General features: G+C 32.9%; 25 protein-coding genes, 1 pseudogene and 1 other annotated feature. Of the genes and pseudogenes, 2 read left to right on the top strand and 24 right to left on the bottom strand.

Annotated features, from left to right (window positions below):
* Positions 1 to 46: 46 nt before the first annotated feature.
* Together map and ACQKKK_RS24500 are read right to left on the bottom strand one after the other, a co-directional pair.
* The gene (gene map / locus ACQKKK_RS24505; RefSeq protein ID WP_427619735.1) at positions 47 to 787 is read right to left on the bottom strand and encodes a type I methionyl aminopeptidase; all 741 of its coding nucleotides are present in this window, start codon (positions 785 to 787) and stop codon (positions 47 to 49) included.
* Between the two features lie 1100 nt (positions 788 to 1887).
* Positions 1888 to 2442, bottom strand: a complete 555-nt coding sequence (locus ACQKKK_RS24500; RefSeq protein WP_427619734.1) for a GNAT family N-acetyltransferase — start codon at positions 2440 to 2442, stop codon at positions 1888 to 1890.
* A 693-nt stretch (positions 2443 to 3135) separates the two neighbouring features.
* Between ACQKKK_RS24500 and ACQKKK_RS24495 the strand changes: the two genes are divergently transcribed.
* The gene (locus ACQKKK_RS24495) at positions 3136 to 3306 is read left to right on the top strand and encodes a hypothetical protein (protein ID WP_427619733.1); all 171 of its coding nucleotides are present in this window, start codon (positions 3136 to 3138) and stop codon (positions 3304 to 3306) included.
* 86 nt (positions 3307 to 3392) lie between these two features.
* Here the strand turns inward: ACQKKK_RS24495 and ACQKKK_RS24490 are convergent, their stop codons facing one another.
* From ACQKKK_RS24490 to ACQKKK_RS24445, 10 genes are all read right to left on the bottom strand, one after another.
* Entirely contained in the window at positions 3393 to 3992 is a 600-nt protein-coding gene (locus ACQKKK_RS24490) for a hypothetical protein (RefSeq protein ID WP_427619732.1), read from the bottom strand.
* Positions 3993 to 4381: 389 nt separating this feature from the next.
* Positions 4382 to 5041 carry a hypothetical protein gene (locus ACQKKK_RS24485; RefSeq protein ID WP_427619731.1) on the bottom strand — a complete coding sequence of 220 codons (660 nt, stop codon included), beginning with the start codon at positions 5039 to 5041 and terminating at the stop codon, positions 4382 to 4384.
* A gap of 301 nt (positions 5042 to 5342) precedes the next feature.
* Positions 5343 to 5876, bottom strand: a complete 534-nt coding sequence (locus tag ACQKKK_RS24480; protein WP_427619730.1) for an SF0329 family protein — start codon at positions 5874 to 5876, stop codon at positions 5343 to 5345.
* 423 nt (positions 5877 to 6299) lie between these two features.
* Positions 6300 to 6530 carry a hypothetical protein gene (locus tag ACQKKK_RS24475; RefSeq protein WP_427619729.1) on the bottom strand — a complete coding sequence of 77 codons (231 nt, stop codon included), beginning with the start codon at positions 6528 to 6530 and terminating at the stop codon, positions 6300 to 6302.
* Positions 6531 to 6711: 181 nt separating this feature from the next.
* Positions 6712 to 6906, bottom strand: coding sequence for a DUF4177 domain-containing protein (locus ACQKKK_RS24470; RefSeq protein ID WP_427619728.1), 195 nt, complete (start codon positions 6904 to 6906; stop codon positions 6712 to 6714).
* Between the two features lie 263 nt (positions 6907 to 7169).
* The gene (locus ACQKKK_RS24465) at positions 7170 to 7370 is read right to left on the bottom strand and encodes a hypothetical protein (protein WP_427618628.1); all 201 of its coding nucleotides are present in this window, start codon (positions 7368 to 7370) and stop codon (positions 7170 to 7172) included.
* An 835-nt stretch (positions 7371 to 8205) separates the two neighbouring features.
* Positions 8206 to 8556, bottom strand: a complete 351-nt coding sequence (locus ACQKKK_RS24460; RefSeq protein ID WP_427619727.1) for a DUF4181 domain-containing protein — start codon at positions 8554 to 8556, stop codon at positions 8206 to 8208.
* A 27-nt stretch (positions 8557 to 8583) separates the two neighbouring features.
* The gene (locus ACQKKK_RS24455; RefSeq protein ID WP_427619726.1) at positions 8584 to 8766 is read right to left on the bottom strand and encodes a hypothetical protein; all 183 of its coding nucleotides are present in this window, start codon (positions 8764 to 8766) and stop codon (positions 8584 to 8586) included.
* A gap of 355 nt (positions 8767 to 9121) precedes the next feature.
* Positions 9122 to 9331, bottom strand: coding sequence for a hypothetical protein (locus tag ACQKKK_RS24450; RefSeq protein ID WP_125162900.1), 210 nt, complete (start codon positions 9329 to 9331; stop codon positions 9122 to 9124).
* Between the two features lie 240 nt (positions 9332 to 9571).
* The gene (locus ACQKKK_RS24445; RefSeq protein WP_427619725.1) at positions 9572 to 9790 is read right to left on the bottom strand and encodes a hypothetical protein; all 219 of its coding nucleotides are present in this window, start codon (positions 9788 to 9790) and stop codon (positions 9572 to 9574) included.
* 320 nt (positions 9791 to 10110) lie between these two features.
* Here ACQKKK_RS24445 and ACQKKK_RS24440 point away from each other — a divergent pair, with 320 nt between their 5' ends.
* Positions 10111 to 11346, top strand: a complete 1236-nt coding sequence (locus ACQKKK_RS24440) for an NAD(P)/FAD-dependent oxidoreductase (protein ID WP_427619724.1) — start codon at positions 10111 to 10113, stop codon at positions 11344 to 11346.
* A 391-nt stretch (positions 11347 to 11737) separates the two neighbouring features.
* On the opposite strand, the gene ACQKKK_RS24435 is transcribed toward ACQKKK_RS24440, so the two are convergent.
* From ACQKKK_RS24435 to ACQKKK_RS24380, 12 genes and pseudogenes are all read right to left on the bottom strand, one after another.
* Positions 11738 to 12409 carry a carbonate dehydratase gene (locus tag ACQKKK_RS24435; protein ID WP_427619723.1) on the bottom strand — a complete coding sequence of 224 codons (672 nt, stop codon included), beginning with the start codon at positions 12407 to 12409 and terminating at the stop codon, positions 11738 to 11740.
* Positions 12410 to 13153: 744 nt separating this feature from the next.
* Positions 13154 to 13585: a terpene synthase gene (locus ACQKKK_RS24430; protein ID WP_427619722.1), complete on the bottom strand. Its 432-nt coding sequence runs from the start codon at positions 13583 to 13585 to the stop codon at positions 13154 to 13156.
* A gap of 168 nt (positions 13586 to 13753) precedes the next feature.
* On the bottom strand, positions 13754 to 14179 hold the full coding sequence (locus tag ACQKKK_RS24425) for a hypothetical protein (protein WP_427619721.1): 426 nt from the start codon (positions 14177 to 14179) through the stop codon (positions 13754 to 13756).
* Positions 14169 to 14381, bottom strand: a complete 213-nt coding sequence (locus ACQKKK_RS24420) for a helix-turn-helix transcriptional regulator (RefSeq protein ID WP_427619720.1) — start codon at positions 14379 to 14381, stop codon at positions 14169 to 14171. Before ACQKKK_RS24420 ends, ACQKKK_RS24425 begins: the two co-directional genes overlap by 11 nt.
* 364 nt (positions 14382 to 14745) lie before the next feature.
* Positions 14746 to 15012, bottom strand: a complete 267-nt coding sequence (locus tag ACQKKK_RS24415; RefSeq protein ID WP_427619719.1) for a hypothetical protein — start codon at positions 15010 to 15012, stop codon at positions 14746 to 14748.
* Positions 15013 to 15353: 341 nt separating this feature from the next.
* Positions 15354 to 15660 (bottom strand): annotated as a pseudogene (locus ACQKKK_RS24410) (IS4 family transposase); the annotation flags it as partial.
* A gap of 284 nt (positions 15661 to 15944) precedes the next feature.
* Positions 15945 to 16433 carry a GNAT family N-acetyltransferase gene (locus tag ACQKKK_RS24405; RefSeq protein WP_427619718.1) on the bottom strand — a complete coding sequence of 163 codons (489 nt, stop codon included), beginning with the start codon at positions 16431 to 16433 and terminating at the stop codon, positions 15945 to 15947.
* Between the two features lie 74 nt (positions 16434 to 16507).
* Positions 16508 to 16764, bottom strand: a binding site (T-box leader).
* Positions 16765 to 17018: 254 nt separating this feature from the next.
* Positions 17019 to 17204 (bottom strand): hypothetical protein, encoded by a 186-nt coding sequence (locus ACQKKK_RS24400; protein ID WP_427619717.1) that lies wholly within the window; start codon positions 17202 to 17204, stop codon positions 17019 to 17021.
* 189 nt (positions 17205 to 17393) lie between these two features.
* Positions 17394 to 17603 (bottom strand): hypothetical protein, encoded by a 210-nt coding sequence (locus tag ACQKKK_RS24395; RefSeq protein ID WP_427619716.1) that lies wholly within the window; start codon positions 17601 to 17603, stop codon positions 17394 to 17396.
* A gap of 373 nt (positions 17604 to 17976) precedes the next feature.
* Positions 17977 to 18198, bottom strand: a complete 222-nt coding sequence (locus ACQKKK_RS24390) for a plasmid recombination protein (protein WP_427619715.1) — start codon at positions 18196 to 18198, stop codon at positions 17977 to 17979.
* 283 nt (positions 18199 to 18481) lie between these two features.
* Positions 18482 to 19891, bottom strand: coding sequence for a DUF4179 domain-containing protein (locus tag ACQKKK_RS24385; RefSeq protein ID WP_427619714.1), 1410 nt, complete (start codon positions 19889 to 19891; stop codon positions 18482 to 18484).
* On the bottom strand, positions 19884 to 20423 hold the full coding sequence (locus ACQKKK_RS24380) for a sigma-70 family RNA polymerase sigma factor (RefSeq protein ID WP_427619713.1): 540 nt from the start codon (positions 20421 to 20423) through the stop codon (positions 19884 to 19886). Before ACQKKK_RS24380 ends, ACQKKK_RS24385 begins: the two co-directional genes overlap by 8 nt.
* Between the last annotated feature and the right edge of the window lie 326 nt (positions 20424 to 20749).

The following is a 20749-nucleotide window of genomic DNA, read 5'->3' as shown; positions in this document are numbered from 1 at the left end:
CAACTCCCTTATTTAGTGAGAAACACCAATCGAATCCTCACTTGAATTAAAGTGTGACAATAATCGGACCATTTTTAGTAAGGATAATCGTATGTTCCACTTGAGCTACATAGCTTTTTTCTGTAGCATAAGTCCAACCGTCTTCTTTTTGCAATACTTCTTCTTCAAAGGTTGAGATAAATGGTTCGAATGCGATAACCATCCCTTCCTTTAATATATCATTATCCCATGGATCATAATAATTACAAATATGGTCAGGTGCTTCGTGTATTCTACGTCCAACACCATGTCCTGTTAGGTTTTTGATAACAGTGAATCCATGCTGTCTCGCTGTTTCGAATACTGCTTTTCCGATTCTGCTTTTTTTGGAACCGGGTTTTGCTTTCTTAAGACCTGCTTCAAATGCCTTTTTAGCAACTTCACATAGTTTCGTTAATACTTCTTCTCCTTCTCCTACTACAAATGAGATTCCTGTATCTGCAAAATAACCGTTCTTTGAAGCGGATACATCTATATTTACTAGATCCCCTTCATGAATAACCCGATGACCCGGAATACCATGTGCCACTTCTTGATTAACACTAATGCAAGTATAGCCAGGAAAATCATATTCACCTTTTGGAGCTGAAACTGCACCTGCTTTTTCTAAAAGTTCTCCGGCTATGTCATCAAGTTCTTTGGTCGTTATACCAGGAATTGTTCTTTGTACCAATTCATCTCTAATGGAGGCAATAATTTTGCCAATTTCCTTCAAACCATTAAAATCTTCTTCTGTTTTTGCAATCATTTTTTCACCTCATTATCTTTTTTCATCAATAAACTATATACGTATTAATTGTACCTTTATTTCCTCGAAAAATAAAAGCAATGTAAATTTTTTGGTACATACCCCTCAGCGGAATTTTTCTTCGATCAAGAAATAGATTTAGGTGGAGTTAGTTTTTATAAAAAAGATTGATCATTTTGTGAACCTTAATGAACTAACGCACCTGTTGATTAAGGATATTTTATTTTCAAAAATATTATTTAACTCTTTGATTCTTTTTTTGTTTATTAAAATAATAGAACAAAGAAAGAATAGGATAAATTAATCCGAAAATAGAAAAATCCCTAAGCAATTCGTTTTCTATAACAACTGAAAAGATAATACTACAAATTAAAAAAAATATTAGTATTACAAATAGTGTAAAATATATTTTTTTATATGCGCTCAAACAAAATCCTCCTTAAAATAAATTATGGCTGTTTTCGTATATTTTTTTAACTGTTTATTTAAAAATACAAGAAATACTCTTTGAGATTTTTCCCTTTTTATAATTCTTTTTACACGTATTGTACTTTGTAAATACTGCCTAACATTTCTATTTACAAAAAACAATCGATGATATTTTTTCATCTTCGTATATATCTTTAAACCAAGTATGATTCTTCAGGATTTCTATATTTCGATCAATTTTTCGAGTATCCAAAGAATTATCACCGAATCCTGCTGAAAGAATGCCTAAAAGAAAATCTAACATAGCTTAATTATCTCCCAGCTATTAAAGCACCCGTTAGCTTAAGAAGAAAGTAGCCCGAACAATCTTAATAATGAGTACAAAATAAAGCTCACACCAATAAATATAATTAAAAATCTCATTATCCAAGGTAATTTAGGAGGAGGGAAAAACGCAGTAATGCCAACGGTTAGAAAAAGAACACCCACAACAAAACTAAATAAAACTTCCAAACAATTCACTTCCCCATTTAATCTTACATATTATATACGATTTACCAATAAAACCGTTTCACTATTAAACTAACCTGCCCCGATAGTTACATAAAAAAAAAAGCCGCCTTATTGAAATTATCGTCAACAAACCTCTTCATTTTATCAGTACAAGAACGCTAAGTTTCCAGGTTAGTAATTTTTCCGAAAAGTAATGCATCATAATACTTACCCTCTATAAAATAGTGGTCTTTTAATCGTCCTTCTAACTCATACCTGTTCTTTTCAAGTATTCGTGCAGAGCCAATATTGGCATGCACTACCATAGCATGGAGCTTATGAAGATTAAGTGATTTAAATGCAAAATCACTTATCAATGCAACAATCTCTGTTCCATATCCCTTATCCCAATGATGTTTATGCAACACATAACCAATTTCTGCTTGGTTTGCTTCTTGGTCAAAATTGAAAATTATGGCTGTTCCTATTATTGCTCGAGTTAATTTTTCAACAATGGAGGAATATAAATGAGTTCCTGCCGACTCACGTTTTAACATTATTTCAACGAACTGACGAGTTTCCTCCAAAGTACTCATCAAATTCCAGCCAATAAATCGTGAAACCTCTTGATCTGACGCATAATGATGTATCTCTTGAACATCCTCTATCCTTAGTGCCTTGAAGTAGATTTTTTCACCCTCTAATGAATGAAATAAAACAGCCTGCTTCTTCATTTTTACCTCCTCTAACTACGCTTTGTTAATGAACTTCCGATGGTAACGAAAATGTCACCAATTAAGGTTAAACATCATCGCACTCATCTTAATATATCCTTTTAAATAATTTTCAATGAAATAACATGACTGACGTTCTAATTTCATATAGAGGGTAGACCCCTTAGTGAAAAATAATCAAACATATTTTAAACTTATCCTCCCTACGGTCCGGTACCCTTGACAGACGCTGTATTTTGCTTTCTCTCCTTTACCAGACATTAAATCTAGTTAATTAAAAAAACTTATATATCAATGGTTAACTTACTAAAATTGGTTAACCATTGATTCTTAGAATAAAAAAAGGCTATGGGATCTTTGCATAGTCTAAGCAAAATAACCCGAAGGATTTATATACCTAATACACTATAAAATTACATCTTATTTTTTTTCTTATTATTTAACAATATTATTAATCCAATTAGTGCTACAAACAAAATCAATATATCTATATTAAAGACAGAAAATAAATTTTGATCTGCATTTAAAACAGAATATATCCTTATTACAAATCCTAAACAAATAGAGATAAATACAACCCACAAAGTATTAGAAGAATTTTCCCTTTTTACCATAGTTATTTAAAATCTCCCACAATCCTTTATATATTGTTGGAATATACTAAATTTTCAGAATGAATAAAGGGGTGTTATTTTGAGTAAAATGAAAAAGTCTTTATTTTCAATATTAACAGTAGAATTATTATTTGCTGCAGATGAGTCAATAAAGGGAGTAACTCCTTCTACAACAGCAGTAAACCCAATTGTTGAAGTCAATTTATTTAGTGAAGAAATACAACCAAGAGCAAAAAACCATTTTTCTTAATGAACTAAAGCACCCGTTAGTTCATTAAGAAAAGTAGGCTTCCAACATCTCCTAATAATGAAATAAATCGCTCCTTAGTGAAATTATTACAAATGCATTGAAATCTCCAGACCTGTGGGTTTGTCCCCAAAAGGAAAGCTATATTCTCTAAAAACTAAATCAAGTCCTGAAATATCGTCAGGTAACGGCGGAGACACGATAAAACTGTATACGAATTGTCCTGTTGAACCACTTCCAGTATCCCATCGACAATCATATTGTTCTCCTAAAAACAATTCGAAAAAATTGTGTTGGTATCGATCGCCTGGTGAATCCTTCGTCGAATCCCAATCGATATTAAGATGAACCACGCTTGCATTCTCGTACTGCCGAATAAAGGTTACCGTATATAAATATTCACCTTTATCAATTGATTTTAAGATGGGTAAATGCCGTCTAAAATCTTTTGGTTCAACACGTGGTCTAAATTCTTCATCATTTCTCAATGTACCGAATACTGAATTTAAAAAATCCTCGTACAGTCCGAACCTTTTTGCCCAATTTGAGATATTTTTATGAGGTGGAAAACCTGGATCATTGTTTGAAATTTCCTTACGTTGTTTTAGTAATGCACAAAGTTGTTCATCTATTGAAAAAACCTTTTCATCATAATGGTCGGTTGGTTGTTCGAATGGCATTCGTTTCATTGTATTCCTCCTCATTTTTATTTCAAACGCAAATCATTAGCCATCTCTATATTAACAAATAATGGATTTATTAGAAATAATGTTCTTCAACTATCCTGTCCCGTTAGCGCCATAAGAAAAAGGCTGCCGCAGAAACCCCTGTTAATAAACTAAAGCACCCGTTAGTTTAAGTACATTCTTTCACAATCTCAATAGTGTAGAGCCTTTTTAGACACAATCCAATCACCTACAAAATAGAGTTCATAGAAAAAGATATAAACAAAAAAGGATTTTAAAAGGATTTTAAAGAAATTGCCGGTCAATATACTCCTACTACACAGAAATTATCGGTGTTAACATAAATAAAATCCAAGAAGCTCTAAATAAATAAAAAAAATTAGGTCCTCTTTTTATTTAACTTCATCATAAACAGTTCCATCTGCATCCTTAACAACAACGTTTTTACCAAGTTTGTCTAAAAGGATAATAATAGTTGGATTCCTTTCTGTTGAATGATTTTCAAAGGTTCTAATATTAATTAACGTCCTATCACCTTGTTTTTCTATACTGGCAACTTCTATATTGTTCCCTTTCTTTTCTTCTCCTAAAGAAAGAACAATCTCTTTTTCATCATCATTCGGTTCAAACCTTTTAAAACCTTGTATATTTGTATTCGTTTGCAGCTGATCGTAATATTTTTTTAGGTAAGGATCTAAATTTTCATTTTTAGCAGCTACAGTAAAATTGTTGCCATACAATTTATCTATACCAGCATACATAAATACAGCTAATGGTACCAATACAACTAAGGCTAAAACAACATTTCTTATCATTGGGTTATTTCCGGCAACCAATAGCAAGATGGAAACAGTTAAGATACCAATCCCTATGATAGAAATAGGCATTCCTTCGAATCCTCCAACAATCAACCCACCGATTACCGTCAGAATTCCGATTACAACAGTGAAAAGATTTCTTTTTTTATCATCTAAATTCTTCAAAAGATAGCTTAAAGCTATAAGAGCAACTCCAATTAATAATCCAGTAGCATACACAATAAAAAGTCCCATTAAAATAATCCTCCTTATAAAAGTCAATATGAGGAATTATATCAAAGTAATTAACACCTTTGTTAAAAAAAACCTTAATTGGTATAGAGGGGAAGCGTCCAGGAAATACGGTTATAAAACGTTAAGGGGTACCACCAACAATTTTTTATTTGTGTTAATGAACTAACGCACCCGTTAGTTCTATAAGAAAAGCGATTCTTTAATAAAAATCGCTAAGCTAAAAAATGATTATTTTGGTTATTACGCTCATGAATTCTTGAACTATTCCCCAAGGATGGTATCCGTCACCTATATAAGTGAACTATATAATAACTTTTATATTTTCTACATCACAACGTAGTTTATAAAAATATTGAATAAGTTCATGCTCTTTTAAAATTGTTTCTTCCATCTTGAGTAATGTTCTTTTTCCTATACGACGATCTAATAGACAAAGAATTCTAATCAAAGTATCCGAAGACTTTAATAATTCCTCAATTGGAGAGTTAAAGTATTTTTCTAATGCAAAGAAAAAATCATATTGACCATAAATTCCATCTGCTTTAAGCATTTTATGAGCTTGATCTTGTAAAGCTAGATTTTCGGTTACATCATCATAGTTATACTGATTAGATTTGGCTCGTATGTCACATTCTCTATAAAATTCTTCTCTTTCAGCTGTAATTGTACACATGCTCAATATTTCCACTTTATCAACGGTAATTACAGCTCTGCCTAATTGATCATGAGCTTTACGGTAATTGATAACTTGAAAATCCACTCTAGAACGCAATGGCTCACATAGAAAATTCGATAAACGTTTTTTTGCTTTACTCCATTTTGGACTATATAACAAATTACACCCCCAAATATTTTGCCCTTTAGTTCCATAAGAACCGTTAGTTCAACAGAAATGGGTGCTCCTGTTGCTCTCTTATATCTTACTGTCGTATAAATAAGCCATTTTCTTCAATAATCTCCTTAAACTTCTGAAAACCTATTGTCGTCTTAGAATAAACAGGAAAAGACAAATCCCAATTCCCGATTATCACTGTATCAAGAGAAGGAAAGAAAAAATTTGTAAAATACAACTCATTCACGGAAAGTTTCGTTAAAAAGATAAGGGCTTCAACGTCACCTATTTTGTAAATACCCTTGTTGCTGGAAAACAACTTTCGAAAAAACTTTGCCTCTTTTCGATTTAAACAGCTTAATATACGCCTGAACTCTGCTTTTACCAAACCTTTTTTATAAATGTGTACATACACTTCATTCTCTTCTATATGAAAAGATTCGTAAAGGTACTAACGAATTTTGGACCGTACTTTAAATTATGACTTCTCCCCAATAACTCACTTGCCTCTTCTTCAGTGAGAACTCGATTATATACATCCATAATACCGATATGATTGTATAACTTACTTGGTTCTTCAACAAGATGAGTATTGAATTTTTTAAACTTTGAATGCAGCATATTAATTTCTTCATTCGTTACCAATTCTAACTTCATATTTTTCCCCCGTTGTTAATTTTGTTCTAATAATATTTTATCATCTTCTTTAACTAACCTGCCCCAATAGTTGCATAAAGAAAAAGCCGCCTTAAAGACAGCTCTGATCATAAGCTAACGCACCCGTTACTTTAACTACATTTATTCACATACAAGGCCCATATATTTTTAAAAGGATTTATTAAGGTTGTGGTCTTTCGAAAATTAGTTCATAGTAAGTACCCACCGCAACCCCAGAAGTTACAAAATCAGGAGCGAAGATTTGAATAAATCTCCAACCTTCTTTTGCGTGATTTTTAATTACTTCTCGATAATCTTCAGTAGGTTTGCCCGATATTCTTTTAAATTCAACTTTAACAAACTTATATTCGTACATTTTTAACCCTCCTATTACTTTTTAAAAGTAATTTACGGATAATAGAAGGTAAAAGTTTCAAAAAAACGCACTTTATAACCATCTTAATAACACTTGAGTCAATAGAAAATTATTTAAGTCCAACTATGTTTTGTAACACCTCTTATTCAACTATCCTGCCCCTTTAGTTCTATAAGAAAAGGAGCTGTTTCCAGCCCCATATAGAAGTAATGCACCCTTTTGTTTAATTATGTGCTTGTTAGTAATATCAGAAAGTTAACTAGTTATTTCCTTTTAAGACTGTTTATTAAGAAATGAATAATGCCAACAATCAGAAAAATATAACCAAATCCAATTGACAATTCAGGATTATTCATTTGCGTAGTAAGTTCTTCTAATAGATCTTGAGCAAAACTTGAATAACCAATTGCTAAAAATAGTCCTCCTCCTAATAGATAAAGAATTGCTACACCGTATTTTTTCAATCTGAAGCTTCCTCTCAATTTACAATTTTCAACATTAAAAATTCATTATATTTCATCTTGTATTTCCTTAATGAACTATCCTGCCCCGTTAGTTCCCTAAGAAAAAGCTGCCTAAATACAGCTTCGATCTTCAGCTAACCCACCCGTTAGCCATCCATGAAGCGCAAAAATCAGCGCTTCACCACAGAGAATGAAAATTGGTTTCTATGTCGATAATGTTTTAATGGCTGGCGAAGAAGGTCGTTGAACTATGGTGCCTTTGAGCCCATCCGTTAGTCTGACTCCGACGACCAAGGTGTACCACCGACTGTCGCGCCCTTTTTGGGTAGCACTCATGGGAGATTAATCCTTTTTTTGTCGTCGCGCTAGCCTCTACTTAATTTGCTATGATTGGAGGTTTTTGTTTAACGATTTACCAAACTCAATCAGATCACTCATAAGGCTCAGCCTTTTTTAAAAAAGCGTTTTTACTGTTGTGGTTTTTTCTGGATTTTGAGCTTTTTTAATTTTCATGGGAGTTCATTAAGGAACCCTTTATGGAAACAAAGAAAAGAAATAAAGAGACAATAATGCACATATTCCCCCCAAATCCTTTTCTGTTTTTTTGACTATTTTTGTTAACTTATATGCTTATAGCTTTTTCCACTTTTAAACACAAAAAATAGCAAAGAAACAAAAAATAAAACATTAGACAAATTCACAAACAATTTTATTCCTTCATTAAGATCTTTTAATCCAAATAAAATATCAACAATTGTGACAATTCCTGTAATAACCACCAATATCAAAAAAGTTAAATACATCTTTTACTCACTTCCCAATTATATAGATAATATTAAATTAAATAAAAGCCTATGACCAAAACAAAAAGGTAAATAAACATAGAGTATAAAGTTAAGATGTATTCTTTTTCTTCTCTTTTATATTTCCATTCCATGAAAGTACGAAAACTTAATGAAATAAGAAAGTAGCCAATAAGCCAGGAGATAGGATTATCAACAAACCATATTGATATAAGAAATGCTATTATCATAGCCATTTCAGTCCATCTCTGAAATCGATTGACACCTTTATAAAAAGACCCCTTTCTTTCAATCTTCAACTTATTCTTCAACCAACGTTCAAATACTATTGCAATAATAAAAAAAGCTATAATAAAAATGATGTAATTTAACAAAAAACTCACCCGCCCTGACTACCAATTATAAACAATTTAATGACCTGAATTATTTACCTTGTTCCTTTTTTCAAGCGAAAACCCAGCAGCTAATAAAGATACTGTCGCTAAACCAACTCCAATAATCATAGAATAGTCGAAATAATTTTTAAGTGCCATACCACTAGAAATAGCTACAATAAACAAAAGTAAAAAGAAAACCGTATAATTCTTTTTCATAATTCCTTACCACCCTTTATCGATATTACAAAAAAAAGCAAATGAATTGTTGATCTAACCTGCCCGTTAGTTTAAGTACATTTCTTCACAATCTTTATAGTGATATTAGCATAAATATCCAATAAAAAATCATCTCACCTCTAAGAAACCTATAGAGGTGAGATGATTTTAATCAAACTTTATTACAAATTATCAATCTTTATTATAAATAATCAAACTGCTTTACAAAGCTACACTAGTACATATGACTATTCTATTAATTGGATTTTACCCTTTAGAGCTATCCTGCCCCTATAAAAATAAAAATAGTGCCAATTTCTTTATAGAAATCGGCACTTCGTTTATTCGCTATACGTTATCGTGTCGCTTTAGGCGGTTGGCATACGTCACATTTACGTTGTTTATTATTTTTAAATTTCGTAAATGTTTTTTCAAAGTTGCTACCACATGTACATTTAAATAGTAACTTTTGAGAAAAACCGTGATATTCCGTCGTTAGCAACTTACTTTCTGAATTTTTCTCAACAAATTCTTTAATTTTACCAATCGTCCATTGTTTATTCATTCTCTTACACCTCCATATTTTATCGCTATGCGGAGGCTTTTCTTGGCATCCGTACAATTATAGTAATTATTCTAAGTTATCCATTATAACATGAGCTGGCACTCAATTAAACAGATGGAAGGTATCTTAATAAACTAAACCTCCCTTTAGTTCCATAAAGTAAAAGTTGCCTTAAAGAGATCTTAAGCTAACGTACCTTAGTTGTAGAAGGTTTTTGCCAAAAATGCAAATGCATGGACTTTACATATCCCTACTTATAGGGGCTTTTTCAGGAGTACAGGTCAGGTATTCTCGGGATACAGCATTAAAATATCCTACATCAATAATTGCTTTTTCTCCTTTATCAGGGCATTGAATATGCGTCAGCTGAAGTAATTCATTGATGATGACCAAGTCTATTGCGTCCAATTCTTTTTTGCAGCACGAACATTTTACAGGTAGTAAGTTATCTTTCTCCATTAAAGAAGCCCCCTTTTTGATAAATAGGTATTCTTTATTTCTAGTTGTTAATCCTACCTGTTCACATAACCGTCAAAAATTCCTTTTTCCATTACATATTCAGTTGGTGTCTATATAGGTCAAGAAACTAATCTGAATTATCATTCCGATTTTCACCACAAATTCTTTTTAATTGTATATCAGCTGGGAATTTTCTGTACTTATTTCATTTTAACTTCCATACTTTATGTATGTAGTATATTCTTATCAATTACTTTAACTTCAGAACTCTGCTAATGAATAAGCAAGTTAATAATTGTACTTGAAAATGGAGTGATACGATGAATAAGACGTATGATGTCATCATTACCGGTGCTAGATGTGCCGGCTCTACCCTGGCAATTTATCTTGCTAAGGCCGGTTTCCATGTGTTGTTGGTGGACCGATCGACTTTTCCAAGGGACACATTATCAACCCATACCTTTTTCAATAATACTGTCGCTCTTCTTCGAGAAATAGGCGTCCTGGACAAGTTATTGGAAACAAAAGCACCACCGGTACGGGATATTAAATTTCAATTTGAGGATACCGTGATAGAAGGTCTCATCCCTGAGGTTTCTGGAGAGGACAGTTGTTATTGCATTAGAAGAACTTATCTCGATCATATCCTACTGGAACAAGCAAAATCTCAAATGAATGTAACCGTTTTGGAAGGGTTCCGTGTGACGGATGTCATCCGTGATGACGAAACAGTAATAGGCGTGAAAGGTTTAGACGGCAACAACGAGAAACAAGAATTTTTAGCTCGCCTTGTTGTCGGGGCAGACGGCCGATCCTCTACTATTCGCAAGCTGGTAAACAGTGAACTCAAAATAAGCATTCCAGCAAAAGTCGGCATTTATTTCGGGTATTTCTCTGGATTTCGCCACGATAATGTCCCTAAATTTGAAGTATACAAGATAAAAGATAACACAGCCATTCTCTTTCCGACGAATGATGATTTATATGTTATTGCCGGCATTTTCCCATTAGAAAATAAGGAATTGATAGAACGGTTGAAATTAAATCCAGAAAGCAGTCTACGCAATCTCTTAACAGATAACTTTTCGAATACAACAATTGGGTCGCGCTTGAAAAATGCAGAACTAGTAGAACCAGTCAAAGGTATCCTCGGATATGATAATTACTGGTATAAAGGAATGGGAAAAGGATGGGCATTGGTTGGAGATGCAGTTTGTTTTAAAGATCCTGGCATGGCGCAGGGTATCCATGATGCTATATGTGGAGCACGTATATTATCCAATATTCTATCAAAATATAAGGGACAATCCGATCAATCAAATCAAATGTCTGAAGAATATCAAAAGGCAATAGAAGATGAGTTTATGGTTCGGTTTCACATGGGATGCCAAATTTCGAAGAATGAACAAATATCTGAACAACAGGATGCTGTCAACAAGCTAATCAGTTCCCATCCAGAGGCTATAGAGAAGTTTTTAGGGATTTACAATTACGCAAACGAGCCGGCTGTTTTAGAAAAAGAACTCGCACGAATTATGCAGTCGATCCAGCAATGATTTTTAGAAATTAAGTGATTCAAGCACAAAAATAAGATTGGACAACTGACTCAAACAAATTATAAATCAGTTCAACCTCATTTTGGATAGTGTTCCCTCTTTGGTAAAGTTGCCCGATTACACAATACAGCTTAAACTATTGAGCTGATACTTAGTATAGGGGTTCAAGAAGATCGTTTGATCAATCTTTACGAAATAGCAAAAGGCATTTCCTAACGTCAGGAAATGCCTTTTTTTGCTGAGATTTGCTTAGCGTACCAAAAACCGAAATTTTGTGAGGCGCCCCTTCTATATGTCTTTTTCGATGACAAAAAAACGACACAACAAATTAAAAGTAATAATAATAATAATAATATACATCCAAAATAGCACTTAAAATAAGTGTAAATTATCAATAGGCAACTCCACAGGAGCAACGGTTTTTCCCAAATAGCAGGTGATATGATGCGGGGAATTCCTGATTGACTCGTTGAACTTCATATACAAACTCCTTATCATCCTTTGGTACGGGCGAAAGTGCATCCGCTTTTTCTTGAGAATCAATATTAGCCCCAGGTGGTACAAACCTGCCAGGTGGAATTCGAACGCCATTTGTTACTACTGCATTATAAGAAATAAATGAGCCTTTCCCTACAATTGCGGTATAAACAATCGAATTAAAACCAACAAATACTTTGTCTGCTATATAACAAGGACCATGTACAAGGGCACCATGAGCAATGGTCACTTCATTTCCAATGAATATAGAATATCTCTCTTTTCCAGATGAGACCCTTTTATTTATTAAACCATGTAGAACCACTCCGTCCTGGATATTTGTATTAGACCCTATATAAAAAGGGGTTCCTTCATCCGCACGTATACTTACATTAGGAGCTACATAAACATTGTTTCTAATGGTAACATCCCCTATGACACTGGAAAACTGACTTATAAAAGCTGTTTTATCAATTTCAGGAAAACGTTGAACAGGGTTAAATGAAGTAACAGGGTTGGAACTTATGAATGGTTCAAAACAGTGAGAATGGTTATTAGAGGAGTTTGATCCTTTTTTTTCTCCCAAGCAATCACCTCCTTCATAATCTAATGGCGTTTAATTAGTTTATGCAGGAAGATTGGGTGAGGAATGGGCTATCATTAAAACAGTAATAAGATCAGGTTACTATCCCTTTCCATGCAGCAGAACTGGATCACATTGGATAGAGTTTTTTGTTCTTCCCACTATCCTGCCCCTTTAGTAGCATAAAGAAAAAGCTACCTTAAAAGTCTTGATATCTTTTGATTATCTTAAAATATCAAACTTATGTATTGGTGACTCATTTCTTGTTGAACTATCCTGCCCCTTTAGTTCATTAAGAAAAGCTGCCTTAAAAGACAGCCCAGATCTTCAGCTAACGCACTCGTTAGTTCTATAAGAAAAAACTGACCGCACAACCCACTTATTAGCACCTAGTTAAAAAAAGACATCCTAATGAATGAATTTCCAGTTGTTAAAATGAGTAATACACCAATTCCGATGAACAATATCCGCCAGAACCAATAGCTACTTATGAAAGGAAAAAAATCAATTTTTCCTTCTTCAATCTCTTTTATACTCTTATCCATCCACTTGTACTGAAACAAACCAAAATACAGGAAAATTACTCCCGTTACAAAAACAAATAAACCACCTATCATTTCCTCCACTTCATCGAACTCCCTACTTTTTCATCCTACCATTATCTTAGTATATATTACTCTTCAAAAACGCTATAAGCCCTGATATAAAAGGGTTTATAGCGTTTTGGAATTTCTATATGTTTATATTTTAATCTTGAGATAAATAAATCCAATTTCTTTCATCAAATTCTTCAATAATATAATTTGAACCTATATTTTGTAAAATTTTATTAAAAGATTTTATATCATCTTCATTATCATACAAATCTTCTAGAATATATTCCTTAATAATAAAATTTGTTAAATTTGTATTATTAACAAAATCCGAAAAGTACGATCTTAGGAGAATTGAATCTTCTTCATTTAATTTTTCATCATTAATTAATGAAATCCTAAAAACATTTAAAATCTTGTTAATATCTTCTTCGTCCATATAACATAATGGTTCTAGTTTTTTATCTTCTTCTGTAAATGGATTTCTAGTATCTTCAATTACTACATAAGATAAAATATTTCCATTTTTTAATACATGAAAAATTTCTAAATCACGCAATTTTAAAATTCTATGAAGCGATATCATAATTTCCTCCTACCCAAATATTAATTTAGGAAATGTTAATAATTTAGCTACTGTTAAACCTACTAAAGCTGCCATTTGGAGTTAGTATAGTTTCATGGACACATTTTAGTTAAGTCCTTTATAGTCCGTCGGGTCGATTTGTATAAAACATTGATAGCCGTAATTAGGTTAAATAGCTTTTCTGATTAACCAGTTTTGATAAAGAAAATAAAAATAACTAATAAAATACAAACCAATTAAAAAGAAAAAAGAAACCTTATTCATATAACCTAGCAATGCTAAAAATAATAAACCAATACCAAATAAAATGGACATAAAATCAAAGGCTTTAGACTTTGCAAATTGATTGATTTTTATATTACGCTCATCATTTTCTTCGATCTTTTGTGCTTTAGTTTTAAATCTTTCAGTTGAAATAGATGTTACTCCAGAAAAGGTGAGAAAGACCCCAGTAAAAATAATAGCTATGGAAACTAGATCCGGACGGATAAATATGGAACGAATCTCATTTGCCACAGGGAAAGTTACGAATATTCCAAATGATATTAAAACAATTCCACTGAAGGTTAAAATCCAAAGTGCCTTATTTTTCATTATTTTTTTCCTCCTCGTAGATAAAAATTTCTTCAATGCTTAAATTAAAATAACGTGCAATCTTAAAAGCTAGAATTATTGAAGGGTTATATCGCCCATTTTCTAAAGACCCAATCGTTTGTCTAGATACCTCTAAGGCTGCGGCAAGTTCCTCCTGTTTAACTCCATGCTGTTTTCGGATTATTTCTAGCTTATTTTTCAACTAACCACCTCTAATACGGAAAGTAAACTTTCCATAAAGTTAACATAAAAAGGTAAATGTGTAAAATTCACTTTCCATAAATAACAAATAACTTAATCACTCTTAAAGGAACCCATCAAAAATAAAACCTCTTGGCGGCCAAGGGGTTTTCTCATCTTCGAAATTATCGTTTATGCTGTAGCTTTAAATCAAAGTTTGATCATTTTTGTGTTCCTAAATGAACTAACGCACCCGTTAGTTCATTTAGAAAAGTAGGCTTCCAACATCTCCTAATAATGAAATAAATCGCTCCTTAGTGAAATTATTACAAATGCATTGAAATCTCCACCACATATTTTATGGGCAAATTACATTAAAATTAACATTAAAAATTAGTAAAAACATAGTAATATGCAAAAATATAAGCAATATTTAATGCTATTGCAATAATTGATTTGATAAAAGGTTCTTTTAAAACAATTGCACCTATCCCTAAAAGAACTCCGCAAAATGTCACCATTTGTGGCAAGAAGAAGATACCAATACTTAAAATTCGAAAAAGAAAAACATCAAAATTGCTAGCCAAAAAGCTCATTATACTCAACATTATATTGAAGGCTACGCAAAGAAATGACATTTTATATACAGTCAATAGAATTCCCCCAAACAAAGAATCAATTTTCACCTATATATTACCATAAAACATTATCTCCTTATTGCACTAACCTGCCCCGATAGTTTAAGTACTATCATTCACAATCTCAATAGAGTAGAGCCTTTTTAGACACAATCCAATCACCTACAAAATAGAGTTCATAATGTCCATATGACTTGTATCAGAATGCTTATCGTTGTAAATAAGCATTCTGATACAAGTCATACCCATCAAGCTAACAACATAAATTACAAGATGCGAGTTGATCCTTGTTTTAAAACAAACGAGTAATGAAAAGTTGACATAATAAAAAAGCCTATTAAAATGCGATTTTTTTGCTAGGCAGCTTTTCTATTTTTCACCGTTTTTTCATATGCAACTCCAAGAATATCCAAGACAGTCATCTTCTTATACCGATGACATTTACGACCATTCTTTTTAAACAGCTGATAGAGGCGATGCAGAATTTTCAAAAGTTCTTCTGTGCCAACTGTCATCGCTTGAAACAGTAACGGGAAGTAATCTTTAATCATATAAATTGCTTTCGTATTCACTCAATTCCTTCTTTTTCTTTTCAAGAAGTAACTGTCGCATTTGAAACATGGTAGAAGAACAGAGGAGAATGCCAATTAGTTGGCCATAAATCAATTCCTTAAATTCCCTTCGGTCAGACATTTACCATTGACATCCGCCATGTTTGGTTGTTCTCCCTGGGCTACCACCAATGGCGGTAGCCCTATAAGTATTTTATCAAGACCTAAATCGTAAAAAATCATAAAAAATAAGAAGTGAAACATATTAGTCATGTATAATATGTTTCACTCCTTTTACTTTTTGTTCAACAATCGCGCCCGTTTGCTGAATAAGGGTATTGGTCACTTCACCCCAGATAAATAACTTATTTTTCCTGTTAGGGCATTTAGTGAAGGTTACCGTCTAACTTTTAATAGTAAAATAACTTCAATTTCCTCTAACAACTCGCCTGTGTTTACGAATCCAAGTGACTCATAGAATCGAAGTGCCGAATAATTATCTGGCTCTGTTGAAAGACCAATATAATGACAGTCATCATTCTTTTTGAGCATATCTATGACTTGTTTCATCGCCTCTTTCCCGTATCCCTTTCTTTGATAAGAGACATCTATCATAAACCTAGGAATCCAATACTTCCTCTCTTCAATCTCGTTTGAATTATATTCCGTCATCACAAATCCTATAACTTCCTCATCCAAATGTATCGCGTACGGTGTAAAACTGGGATCTACCTTAGACTCTGCAATGGAATAAACATTAGGAGCAATTCGATCAACTTGATCCTCTGCTAACTTTAGGTTTAGGCATTTATAAATATTTTTCACAGTTAATTCCTGAATTGATATTTGATCCATAATAGTTTTTGCCATTTTTTCAAAATTCATCAATCTCACTCCTAAGTATATTTTTATTACTTTCTTGTTTAACAAAAAAAAATCCCACCCCCAAGACTTGAAGTCTTAGGGACGAGATTTATCATCTCGGTGCCACCCTAGTTTATTAATATGTCGCCATATTAACCTTATTAGATACGGCATTTAAAAATGCTTATACCTTAGCTCTATAACGGGAGCTCCCGTCACATCACCCCCTCCTAAAAGGTTCCGAAGTGCTGCTCTGAGGCTTGCTTCAATAAAGAAATTCTAACCCTTTTTCAGCTACCAGGGTTCTCTGTATAGAATTCACTTTATTTACTCTTCTCTTCGTCGCATTTATTTTTTATATAATATCACCTATTGGTATCTGTGTAAATATCTGGAATTTTTTTATAATGAAAAAATAATCCATTAAGATATATGATTCTCATCTAACAACTAAAAAAAGAAAAATACTTCAGAGCAAAAATCATTTGCAACTTTAATACAAAGTCGTTTTTTTTTCGATTTGGGGGTACTATAAAATTTTAGCTTGATGGCGATGTGATGCTACCCCTATTAGGATAAAAAAGATTGGCAATCACCAATAACCACTTACGGTATATTTACAGTAAATGATAGACTCACTAAGGGGATATTCACTCCTACATCAACTTTTTTTAGGCCCTTAATAACTGCGTATCCAACAAGACCAGCACCCCAGGGTCCCGCAGCAGCAATTTGCTTTACGTACCAGCCAACATACCCTGCTGCAAATGCACCTGCTACTACAGCGGACATTGCTCTAACTTTCGGTCCTAAATTGAGGTGTAACCTACAAAAACCTGAAGTTGTTGTTGTTCTCCTTCGGTTATAGTTAAATCATCTGAACTAATTGAAGTCATTAGTTCAGCATCACTTTCTGAAATTCCCATTTGAATAAGAGTTTCTTTATCTGCAGTAAAATTAATGTTTACATCTGCATCTTCTTTAGTTGGATAGATTTTCTGCCATTTGAATCTGGTTTTTATCTACATTAATATCATTAGCATTAACAATCCCAGATTCCAAGACAGATTCCCAATCAGTCGAGTTTTCATTTCCACCAAAGCTAACTCCGCTACTAGCACGACTGGTCGTAAAAGAAAAACAAAAAGCAACGGCAACAATGGTTAACACAGTAAGAAACTTTTTAAACATACGAAACCTCCTAGTTTTTTTAAATTGGAAGCCTGTTCGTGATGTTTATTATATAAAGTATACTATTAGATTAAAGAGAAAGGAGAATATTCAAAAAAGTGTATTTACTTTTATTCACCATAATTTATTGTGTTATAACACAGGTTTTGAATATAGGCTATATACCTGCTATGGGAGTTTATTTAATAGGTTTAAGCCTTATCAAGGGATTTTTTAGTGAGGAATTAAAAGATGTCTTTAACTTCAAAAAGACTAAATATTTGTACGAAAAAAACGGATTTAAAGCCTCCTTAATGGAGCTATTGTCTTTAATGTTAATTTTTATTAATTCATATTTAATTGATTATGAGCCCTTATCTCTTTTTGAATTTGTTTATTTGTTATTTCTTATTGCACTTGTATACCGCTTTCTATTTTGGGGTATAACACGGACAATCGCGGAAAAATTTAGCTCTAAGGTGTAATTCAGATGAGTCCTGGAATGGTCAATATCCTGATTTCCATAAGTCTTATTTCCCCTTTGATTATGTCTTTGAATGGCTCTTGTGGCATTTTCACTTTTTACTTTTTCAACTCGGAAAATGGAATAACTCATTATGGGGTAGCGTCAGGAAAATGCGGATATATAACGTTAAGGGGTACCACCAACAATTTTAAATCAAAAAATCGATTTCCTGTACATTAAGAAATCGATTTTTTATTTGTCTTAATCAACTAACGCACCCTATAGTTTAAGTACAATATTTCACAAACTTCTAACTAATAAAAAAAGACGGTGACTTACATAAGTCATCGCCCCGATATTACTAATTATTCAATGCATTAGTAGAATTCCACTCGTCAACTATATGGTCCCTAAAATGAGCTACTTTAATTGTTTATTCATTCCCCACTGGAAGTACAACAGTAAATGGTTTTAATTCCTTAGTTGGGACAAAGCTTGAAAAATCAAATAGCAACATTGTATTTTCCAGCTTAAAATTCTCAATCCTTTCTTCTCCGTTTAAGTCAAAAGTAGATTGGAAGTGTGCTGTTGCCTTATCAATCATTTTTAATTTATTAAAGGAAATACCGTGGTTTTTAGGAGGCCATGGATTTTCCGGGTCGATCTTAGTTAAATATTCCTTATCAACCAACCAGAAAAGGTATTTCAAATTATGGTTAATTGTTTCAAGTTTACCTTTACTCAAATTCTTCGGAAGACCTGTAAGTTGATAATCTATTACCAATTTCTCACCTTTTTGAGTAACATCATTTACCTGCAGACCTAAATTGAACCGTGTGCTTTTTAAGGTGAAAGATTTAATATTCAAAAGCTGTTGTACTTTTAGATCTGCTACAGATAACTGAGGATAAAAGGTAAGTGAAGTAATATTTGAATTGAGCTTGGTCATTTCTCTTCTCATGGTACTTTGATATCCATCTTCTTGTTCTGACTCATCAAGTAAAGTTTCATTTCCAAACTTATACACTTTTCCTTTATTATCAACTGCTTTTATATAAATATCATCACCTTTGTATTTCTCAACGGTCTCATATATAAGTGAAGATGATGCCTTTGCAGTGAGTATCTCTTTAATACGGATTTTGACCTCATCTTCCGGATATCCTTGCTCCTGGTTAATAGCAAATGTACGACTTTTTTCTTGTTTAATTGGAATATCAAAATTCCATTCGCCTTTTATCCCGTTGATATTATGAATAGTAATAGGGAGAGTAGAATTCTCCTTAAATGATTTATATGGATATTCCATTTTCCATTGAAAGTTATATCCATTTTCTACCTTATTAATTGCTCTTGATCCATTTAACCAAGGATCATTATCCCCTTTATTGTGTTCGAAATTCATATCAAAGCTTACTTCTCCTTTTTCGTTATGCCCTTTTTCAACATCTTCATCTACAAATCCTGTAATTGATACCACATTGCCATCAAAATAAGCGCTGGTGAGTTTTACAGTCACTCCATTTTTAGTTAAGGATTGATTTAATTCTGTAACTGCATCTTGATTCGCTAGTTCAACGCCCATTGAATCATTGAATTCTTGAAAAATCCCGCCTATTAAAGGGGTTTTAGCCAATACTTTATTCATTGTAGGATTAACAAATCCAGAAGCAATGGTGATTCCAAGAAGAGCAGCTGCAGCAGCTGAACCTGTAAGAACTTTCTTTTTCTTTATTTTCCTACCTTGTCCTGACATTTTTAAGCCTTTATCAATAGCACTAAACACTTTTTCTTTTGGTACAACTATTTTTTCAATAGCACTTTTTACTTCTTTGTTATCCATTGCATTTGCCCTCCTCTTCTTTATAGGACTTTTTTAATTCGGCCTTCCCCCTGCTTAAATAAGTTTTTACAGTCCCTTCGGGGGTCTCCATGATTTCACTAATGGTTTTAATAGAATAATCATAGTAGTAAAACAAAATAATGGCGGATCTATAATTCCCTTTTAACTGTCCGATCGCATTTAATAGATCTATTGCTTCTTCATGACCTGAATGATAGGTTACCGGTAAATTAGACAATACTTCTTCTGTTAGCCGGACAATATTATTTCTTTTCTTAAGGATTTGGCCAGCACAGCGGATAATGATTTTTGTAAGCCAAGTCATAAAATATTCCGAATGCTTTAACGAATGAATACTCGTAAAAGCTTGATACGCTGCCTCTTGAACGACATCTAATGCATCCTCTTCGTTATGTACATAAAGATAAGCAGTCCGGTAGATCTGTTCATAGTGCTGCTTTATGAGTTGTTCAAAAGCTTTTTTATTGCCCCTGATTGCTTTTTTAACCATCTTATCATTCTCAAATTCCATCTCTCTCTCAACTCCTTTCAACTATTAGTGGAATATATCTTCAGAAAAAGTTTCAAAAAGTTAAAGTATTTTTTTTAAAAATAAACAGAAACCACTTTGCGATTTCTGCTTATTTAAACTGTTGCTTTTTTTTGATAGCTTTTGAATTTGTTGAGAGTATTCTGCAACTCAAAGGTGTTGTGAGTTTACACTTTATTCTACAAAATCGCTTATGGAACTATCCTGCCCCGTTAGTTCCAATCGAGTAGAGGGAAAATAAATGTATTATTTTCGCCCCTCTCACAACACCGTACGTACGGTTCGCGTATACGGCGTTTCAATTTATA

Origin of the sequence: Peribacillus sp. NPDC006672 (genome assembly GCF_050274955.1) — a bacterium.
GTDB lineage: Bacteria > Bacillota > Bacilli > Bacillales > DSM-1321 > Peribacillus.
Note: the sequence above shows the minus strand (reverse complement) of the source record. Positions and strands in the feature narration are given on the sequence as shown.